General features: G+C 76.9%; 6 protein-coding genes. 1 reads left to right on the plus strand and 5 read right to left on the minus strand.

All coding sequences use genetic code 11. From position 1 onward, the window contains the following. Positions 1-13: 13 nt before the first annotated feature. Together KDL28_RS13765 and KDL28_RS13770 are read right to left on the minus strand one after the other, a co-directional pair. Positions 14-946, minus strand: coding sequence for a PDR/VanB family oxidoreductase (locus KDL28_RS13765; RefSeq protein ID WP_252438496.1), 933 nt, complete (start codon positions 944-946; stop codon positions 14-16). 81 nt (positions 947-1027) lie between these two features. Next, positions 1028-1786 (minus strand): IclR family transcriptional regulator, encoded by a 759-nt coding sequence (locus tag KDL28_RS13770; RefSeq protein WP_252438498.1) that lies wholly within the window; start codon positions 1784-1786, stop codon positions 1028-1030. A gap of 267 nt (positions 1787-2053) precedes the next feature. On the opposite strand from KDL28_RS13770, the gene KDL28_RS13775 reads away from it, so the two are divergent. Further along, positions 2054-4102: a serine/threonine-protein kinase gene (locus tag KDL28_RS13775; RefSeq protein WP_252438478.1), complete on the plus strand. Its 2049-nt coding sequence runs from the start codon at positions 2054-2056 to the stop codon at positions 4100-4102. Between the two features lie 23 nt (positions 4103-4125). On the opposite strand, the gene KDL28_RS13780 is transcribed toward KDL28_RS13775, so the two are convergent. Genes KDL28_RS13780 through KDL28_RS13790 form a run of 3 tightly spaced genes read right to left on the minus strand, consistent with a single transcriptional unit; the run spans position 4126 to position 6244 of the window. Continuing rightward, positions 4126-4965, minus strand: a complete 840-nt coding sequence (locus tag KDL28_RS13780; RefSeq protein ID WP_252438480.1) for a MetQ/NlpA family ABC transporter substrate-binding protein — start codon at positions 4963-4965, stop codon at positions 4126-4128. A gap of 44 nt (positions 4966-5009) precedes the next feature. Beyond that, positions 5010-5726, minus strand: coding sequence for a methionine ABC transporter permease (locus KDL28_RS13785; RefSeq protein WP_252438482.1), 717 nt, complete (start codon positions 5724-5726; stop codon positions 5010-5012). Then, positions 5723-6244, minus strand: a complete 522-nt coding sequence (locus tag KDL28_RS13790) for an NIL domain-containing protein (protein WP_252438484.1) — start codon at positions 6242-6244, stop codon at positions 5723-5725. Before KDL28_RS13790 ends, KDL28_RS13785 begins: the two co-directional genes overlap by 4 nt. Positions 6245-6332: the final 88 nt, after the last annotated feature.

Raw genomic sequence — 6332 nt, forward strand, 5'->3', positions numbered from 1 at the left:
GGGGTCGAGCGCGTCAGAGGTCGAGCACGAGGCGGTCGGAGCGGGCGCGGGAGACGCAGACGAACATGCAGTCGTTCGCCTCGCGCTCGGCGTCGTCGAGGATGGAGTCGCGGTGGTCGGGCAGGCCCTCCAGTACGTCGGTGCCGCAGGTGCCGCAGGTGCCCTGCCGGCACGACGACAGCACCTCGACGCCCGCGCCGCGCACCGCCTCCAGCACCGTGCGGTCCGGGGCGACGGTCACCGTCGCGCCGCTGCGGGCGAGCCGGACCTCGAACGGGGTGCTGCGGGCGGGCGCGGCCTGCTCGCGGGCCACGAACCGCTCGGTGCGCAGCGAGTGCGGGGGCCAGGTGGCGCAGGCCACGCCGACCGCGTCCAGCAGCGGGCCCGGCCCGCAGCAGTACACGCGCGTCCCGGGGACCGGTGCGCCCAGCCAGCGGGGGAGGTCGAGCAGGCCCCGCTCGTCCTGCGGGACGACGTGCACGCGGTCGCCGTAGCCGGCGAGCTCGTCGAGGAACGCCATCGAGGCGCGGGTGCGCCCGCCGTAGACCAGCGTCCAGTCCGCCCCGAGCAGCTGGGCCTGGTGCACCATCGGCAGCAGCGGGGTGATCCCGATGCCGCCGGCCAGGAACAGGTAGCGCCGCGACGGGACGAGCGGGAAGTTGTTGCGCGGCCCGCCCACGCCGACCTCGTCGCCGACGCGCAGCGCGTCGTGCACGTGGGCCGAGCCGCCCCGGCCGCCGGGCTCGCGGAGCACCCCGACGCGGTAGGTGAACGGGTCGAACCGGTCGCCGCACAGCGAGTACTGCCGGGTCAGGCCGTCGAGCAGCACCAGGTCGACGTGCGCGCCCGGGGTCCAGTCCGGCAGCCGGGCTCCGTCGGGGTGCTCCAGGGTGAGCGCGACGACGTCCTGGGCCACCCGCTCCTTCGCCGTGACCCGCAACCGCACCGTCTGGCCCACGTGCCACCTCCCGTCGTCGGTTGCCGGAACGATGACCGGCGGCCGGGGCGGGTGGGCGCCGATTCTCATTCATCGAGACAGAATCCGGGAGATCCCCCGGGCCGCGGCGCGCAGCGCGGGGACCACGGCCCGCCCGGCACCGGGGTCGGCAGGGTCGTTCGGGACGATGACCGCCACCGCGGCCACGACCGCCCGGGTGCCGTCGGTCACCGGCACCGCGACGCCGAGCGCCTCGTCGTGGATGAAGCCCGGGCAGTGCGCGTAGCCGTCGCGGCGGATGTCGGCCAGGGTGCGGCGCAGCCGCGCCGGCGTGTCGATCGTGGCCGCGGTGTAGCGCACGAGCGGTCCGGCGAGCACCTGTTCCTGCAGCTCGTGGGACGCGTGCGCGAGCAGCACCAGGCCCGAGGAGGAGGCGTGCAGCGGGAGGCGCCCGGCGATCCGCGTGTAGTTGACGACGGCGCCGGGTGCGCTCAATCGCTCGACGAACAGCACGTCGGCGCCGTCGAGCACGCCGATCTGGGCGTGGTGGCCGACCACGGCGTGCAGGTCCTCCAGGAACGGCATCGCCGCCTCGCGCAGGGAGAGCGTGGGCGAGGCGCGCATGGCCAGCTCCCACAACCGCACCCCGACCCGCACCCGGCGGTCGTCCTCGCGGGTCAGCAGCCCGTGCGAGACCATCTCGGCGACCAGCCGCGACGCGGTCGCGACGTGCAGGCCCGTGCGCGCGGCGATGTCGGAGACCCGCAGCGCCCGCTCCTCCGGGCCGAACACCGCCAGGATCCGCACCGCGCGCGACAGCACCGACTCCCCGGTCGCCACCCGCGCCATCCCGGCAGTGTGCCCGGTCGCTCGGGCCCCGACCAGGTTCGCCAGGACCACCCCACCGACGATGAGCGCGAGGGCGAGCACCCTCCCGACCGTCAGCGTTCGCCGTGGGCCAGCAACGCCGATCGAGATGGCGCCGACCGCGCCGATGCCGACGCTGTACCGGCGCTACCCCCGACCGCGCCGCGGGTCGACCACGTCGCAGGTGAGGCCGCGGTGACCAGCGGTGATCGCGTTACGGTTGGGGCGACGGCGCGGGGGCGGGGGGCCATGGGCGAGCAGTTCGGGCACTACCGGCTCGACGCCCTGCTCGGCCGCGGCGGCATGGGCGAGGTCCACCGGGCGCACGACTCGATCCGCGGGCGGACGGTGGCGCTGAAGCGGCTGTCGGCCGAGCAGTCCGGGCGCCCGGAGTTCGAGGCCCGGTTCCGCCGCGAATCGCTGCTCGCCGCGCAGCTCTCGGCGCCCAACATCATCCCGATCCACGACTTCGGGGAGATCGACGGCCGGCTCTACCTCGACATGCGCCTGGTCGAGGGGCGCGACCTCGGCGCACTGCTCGCGGCCGGACCGCTCGACCCGCCGCGGGCCGTCTGGATCGTCACCCAGCTCGCCCGGGCGCTCGACGCCGCGCACGCCGCCGGGCTGGTGCACCGCGACGTGAAGCCGTCCAACGCGCTGGTCGCCGCGGACGACTTCGTCTACCTGGTCGACTTCGGCATCGCCCGCACCCTCGACGGCGTCGGCTCGACCCGGCTCACCAGCTCCACCGGGGTCGTGGGCACGCTCGCGTACATGCCGCCCGAGCGCATGGCCGGGGCCCCGGACGACCCGCGCGGCGACGTCTACGCCCTGGCCTGCCTGCTGCACGAGTGCCTGACCGGTGAGCCGCCGTTCGGCGCGGGCGACCCGCCGGCGCAGCTGGCCGGGCACCTGCACGCCCCACCGCCGCGCCCCGGCGCCACCCGGGCGGAGCTGGCGCCCTTCGACGAGGTCATCGCCCGCGGGATGGCCAAGGACCCCGAGCGCCGGACGCCGTCGGCGGGCGCGCTGGCCCGGGCGGCGGCGCTGGCGCTGCCGTCGTCGCCGGGCACACCCGCGCTCCCGGTCCCGCCCCCGACCGCCTCCTCGCCGACGGCCCAGCCGAGCGTTCCGGAGCCCGTCGGTCGGCCCGCGGCGGTACCCACCCGCACGTGGGCGCCGCCGCCTGGTCCGCCGCGGACCCCGACCCCGACGCGGACCGAGTCGCCCCGCCGCCGCGGCCTGGCGCTGCTGCTGGTGGCGATGCTGGTGCTGGCCGCGGCCACGGTGGCCGTGTTCGTCGTGCCGCGGGGCGACCCCGCGCCGGGCGCCGCTCCGATCCCCAGCACCCGGGTCCCGCCGGTGGTCCCCACGGTGGGCGACACGATCGTCGTCGGCGGCACGCCCAGCGCGCTCGTCCTCACCCCCGACGGCGCTGCGGGCTTCGTGCTCACCGCCCGGGTGCCGGGCCGGGACGAGGTGGTCCGCCTCGACCTGGCCGGCGGCGACCCGGTCGGCCCGGCGCTCGACGTCAGCGCGGCCGGGGGAGGGCTGGCCCTCGCGCCCGACGGTCGCGCGCTGCACGTCAGCCGGTGCGGGGGCACCTGCTCGCTGGACACCCTCGACGTCGCGGGCGGCGCCACCGTCGCCGGCGTGCCGCTCGCGGAGATCCCCACCTCGGTGGTGGTCGACGCCGCGGGCCGGCGCGCGTACGCGCTGCTGTGGCGCAGGGTGGCGGGCAGAGTCGAGACCGAGGTCGCGGTCGTCGACCTGGCGGGGCGCGGCACGGTCGGTGAGCCGGTGGTGGTCGCGTCCTCCGGCCTGGGCGGGCTCGCGCTGTCCCCGGACGGCGCGCGGCTCTACGTCGCCGACGGCCGCGCCGCGGTGTCGGTGCTCGACACCGCGGCGCGGGTGGTGCTCGGGCGCCCGGTCACCGTGGGCGACGGGGCGGGTGAGATCGCCGTGGCCCCCGACGGTGCCCGGGCCTACGTGGCCAACGCGGTCGCGGGCACGGTGACCGTGCTCGACCTGGACCCGCTCGCCGTGCGCGACCGCCCCATCCCGGTCGGCGCGGAGCCCGACGGGCTGGCGGTGTCCCCCGACGGCTCGCGCGTCTACGTGGCCAACCGCGGCGACGGCACGGTGTCGGTCATCGACACCGCGACCGCCGCCGTCGTCGGCGAGCCGGTGCCGGTCGGTCGGGAGCCGACGGCCGTGGCCGTCTCGCCCGACGGGTCGCGCGTGTACGTGGTCAACCGCGCGGACGGGACGATCTCGGTGCTGGAGGCGGGTGCCTGAGCGGGGGCACCCGCCCGCCGGGCTCACGCCGGGATGACCGCGCCCGCGAACGTCTGCTGGATGTAGTCCTCCACCTGCGGCGACTGCAGCAGCTCGGCCAGCGTCGCGATCCGCGGGTCGCCCCGCAGCTCGGTGCGCGTCACCAGGCCGTTGGCGTTCGGGTTGCCCTGCGCCGATTCCAGCACCAGTGCGTCCTGGGCGGGCTGCAGGCCGGCGTCGATGGCGTAGTTCCCGTTCACCACCGAGGCGTCGGTGTCCTCGAGGCTGCGCGGCAGCTGCGCCGCCTCCAGCTCGCTGAACCGCAGGTTCTTCGGGTTGGCCGCGATGTCGCGCGGCGTGGCGGTGGTCTCGGACCCCGGGGTCAGCGTGATCAGCCCGGTGGTCGCGAGCAGCCGCAGGCCGCGGGCCTCGTTCGTGGCGTCGTTGGCGATGCCGACGGTGGCTCCGTCGGGCAGCGCGGTGAGGTCGGTCACCGAGCGCGAGTACAGCCCGAGCGGCTCGACGTGCACGGGCGCGATCCAGGCCAGCTCGGCGCCGCTGGTGGCGGTGAACTCCTCCAGGTAGGGCACGGTCTGGAAGTAGTTGGCGTCCAGCGAGCCGTCGACCAGCGCGGTGTTGGGCTGGACGTAGTCGGTGAACTCGACGACCTCGATCCGCAGGCCGCGCACGGGGGCCAGCTCGTCCGCGACGTAGCGCAGGATGTCCCCGTGCGGCACGGGTGAGACGCCCACCCGCAGCGGGGCGGACGCGTCGGCGGGGGCGCCGCCCGCCGGGGCGGCGGGCTCGGCACCGCCGCAGCCGGCCAGGGCGACGACGGCCGTGAGAGCGGCCACAGTGGACAGGACGGTGGTGCGCAGGCGCACGGGAGTTCCTCTCGTGGGAGTGGTGAGCAGGGGAGGGGTGGGGATCAGGCGGCGGCGTGGCGGCGCCGGTCGAGCCGGCGGGCCGCCGTGGTGAAGCCGACCTGGACCACCGAGGTCAGCACGCCCAGCACGACGACCGTGCTCCACAGCACCCGCGTGTCGAAGCGCTGGTAGCCGATGCGCACGGCGACGTCGCCGAGCCCACCGCCGCCGACGACGCCGGCCATCGCCGAGTAGCCGACCAGGGCGATCGCGGTCACCCCGATCGCGCCGATCAGCGCGGGCACCGACTCGCGCAGCAGGACGCTGCGCACGATCCGCGCGGTGCTCGCGCCGGTGGTCACGGCGGCCTCGACCACCGACACGTGCACCTCGGCGAGCACGTTCTGCACCAGCCGCCCGACGAACGGCACGGCGCCGACCGCGAGCGGGACGATCGCCGCGGTCGGGCCGATCGTGGAGCCGACCAGGAACCGGGTGACCGACAGCAGCAGCACCAGCAGCACCAGGAACGGCATGGCCCGGCCCAGGTCGACGACCGCGCCGAGCACCCGGTGCAGGGCCGGGCGGGGGTGCAGGCCGCCCGGGGCCGTCAGGTGCAGCAGCACGCCGAGCGGGATGCCGAAGGCCGCGGCGAGCACCGTGGAGACCCCGACCATGTAGAGCGTCTCGCCGGTCGCGGGCACCAGCAGCTCCACGACCTCCGACCACGACGTCGGCTCGCGCGCGGACCGGGCAGGCACCAACGCGTCCGCGCTCATGCCGCCACCCCCGCCGCCCGCACCGGTTCGACCGGCACGCCCGCGTGCACGAGGGCGTCGAGCACCTCGCCGGCGCCGGCGCCGGCCAGGCCGATGCGCCAGCGCGCCACCGGCACGCCGGCCAGGTCGGCGAAGCCGCCCCCGAGCAGGGTGAGCTCGACCCCGAGGCGGGCCGCGCTGCGGCTGAGCAGCGCTCCCGACGCCGCCTCCCCGGTGAGCACGACGTCGGCCACCAGGCGGTCGTCGCGGGGGAGCGGCACCTGATCGACCCGGGGCAGCAGCGCCGCGGCGATCCGGCTGTCCGGGCGGGTCACCAGGTCGAGCACCGACCCGTGCTCGACGATCCGGCCGCGGTCCAGGACGGCCACGGCCGAGCAGATCCGCCGGACCACGGCCATGTCGTGAGTGACGACCAGGACGGTCACCCCGAGCTCGGCGCGGGCCCGGTCGAGCACGTCGAGCACCGATGCGGTGGTGTCCGGGTCGAGGGCCGAGGTGGGCTCGTCGGCCAGCAGCACCGGCGGGCGGGGGGGGGGGGGGCGGGCCCCCCCCCCCCCCCGGCGCGCCCCCCCCCCCCCCGGGGGGGGGGGGGGGGCGGGGCGCACG

The organism is Pseudonocardia humida (assembly GCF_023898865.1).
GTDB lineage: Bacteria > Actinomycetota > Actinomycetes > Mycobacteriales > Pseudonocardiaceae > Pseudonocardia > Pseudonocardia humida.

Bases quoted from the DNA above. Each gene is read 5' to 3' on its own strand.
- KDL28_RS13775 (WP_252438478.1), top strand. From the start codon at position 2,054: ATGGGCGAGCAGTTCGGGCACTACCGGCTCGACGCCCTGCTCGGCCGC.
- KDL28_RS13785 (WP_252438482.1), bottom strand. From the start codon at position 5,726: ATGAGCGCGGACGCGTTGGTGCCTGCCCGGTCCGCGCGCGAGCCGACG.
- KDL28_RS13770 (WP_252438498.1), bottom strand. From the start codon at position 1,786: ATGGCGCGGGTGGCGACCGGGGAGTCGGTGCTGTCGCGCGCGGTGCGG.